Raw genomic sequence first — 1,499 nt, 5'->3', positions numbered from 1 at the left:
CACGTACGCAGTGGTCGGCAGACAGCCGTCACTGCCCTGCGCCGGGTCACGGCCGTCATGGGCCTGCTCGAAGCGCACCTTGAGCTGCTGGACCACCTCGCTCCCGAGAACTTCGCTTCGTTCCGTCCGCTGGTCGAAGGCGTCAGCGGAGCGCAGTCGAGCCAGTTCGCCGAACTCTTTCAGCAAGTCACGGCCCTGAGATGCGGCCCGGCAGGAAAAGCAGGAGACGGACGCGGTGGCGGAGGGCAGGGCGCGGCGAGCGACGCCACGCAAGAAAAGGTGGCCGACGCCGTGGGGGCTCTTCGCGCCGCGGTGACGCGCTGGCGGACGAGGCATCTGCTGCTCGTCGAACGGATGATCGGCGACCAGCCCGGAACGGGCGGAACCTCAGGCCTGGCCTATCTACGGTCCCGGATCAACGTGCCACCTCACATCTGACAGTTCGGGTCTCATGCAGGGTTGGGTGACAGGTGTGGTCACGCGGCCTGGAGGGCCGGTGTGGTCATGACGGTCTCGAATTCGACGGGGGGTCAGGCGGCCGAGGGAGGCTTGTCTGCGGCGTCGGTGGTAGGTCCTCTCGATCCAGGTCACGATCGCGATCCGCAGTTCCTGACGGGTGGCCCACTGCCGACGGTCGAGGACGTTCTTCTGCAGCAGGCTGAAGAAGGACTCCATGGCCGCGTTGTCGCCGGCCGCCCCGACTCTCCCTATCGAACCGGCCATCTGGTGGCCGGCGAGCGTCCGGACGAACTTCCTTGACCGGAATCGCGATCCGCGATCGCTGTGCAGAATGCACCCGGCAACGCTGTCGCGGCGGGCCACGGCATTGTTCAGGGCGGCGACGGCCAGGCGGGACTTCATACGCCCGTCGATGGAGTAGCCCACGATCCTCCTGCCGGAGACATCCCTTGACCGCGCAGAGATACAACGTCCCCTCCCCGGTGGCATGTTCGGTGATGTCGGTGAGCCACAGCTGGTTCGGGCCGGCTGCGGTGAAGTCGCGGCGCACCAGGTCGTCGTGCACCGGCGGGCCGGCCTTCTTGGTCCTTGCGCGCTTCTTGCCGAAGACGCTCCACCAGCGGTTGTCCCGGCAGATCCGCCATGCGGTCCGGTCGGGCCATGCCGGATCCCATGCTGCGGGCTTCGTCGGCCAGGAAGCGGTAGCCGAACTCCGGGTCCTCGCGGTGCGCGGCGAACAGTGCGTTGGCGCGAGCGGCCCGCTCGAACTCGGCGTCGGTCACCGGGCGTTCAAGCCAGCGGTAGTAGGGCTGTCTGGCGAGCTTGAGGACCCGGCACGTCACCGTGACGGGCACCCCGTCTCCGGCCGGCTCTTTCACGAGCGGGTAGATCATTTTCCCGGGAGATTCGCCTGCGACAGGTAAGCCGCGGCCCGGCGCAGGACCTTGAACCGTTCCGGGTTCGGTAGAGATCTCAGATGTTGGGTGTGACCTGTGGTTTCGTGGTTGCGAGGTAGTGGTTGTTCTCGTATTCGACCGGCG

General features: G+C 67.0%; 1 protein-coding gene and 1 pseudogene. One reads left to right on the top strand and one right to left on the bottom strand.

The genetic code is table 11. The features are described 5' to 3' along the window. Window positions 1–438 (top strand): tryptophan 2,3-dioxygenase family protein (locus ACIREE_RS42660; protein ID WP_404164986.1); only part of this gene is annotated, 438 nt, incomplete at its 5' end. 38 nt (window positions 439–476) lie between these two features. On the opposite strand, the pseudogene ACIREE_RS42655 reads toward ACIREE_RS42660, so the two are convergent. Further along, window positions 477–1,405: pseudogene (locus tag ACIREE_RS42655) on the bottom strand (IS3 family transposase); the annotation flags it as partial. Window positions 1,406–1,499: the final 94 nt, after the last annotated feature.

It is taken from the genome of Streptomyces sp. NPDC102467, from assembly GCF_044765445.1.
Lineage (GTDB): Bacteria > Actinomycetota > Actinomycetes > Streptomycetales > Streptomycetaceae > Streptomyces.
Note: the sequence above shows the minus strand (reverse complement) of the source record. Positions and strands in the feature narration are given on the sequence as shown.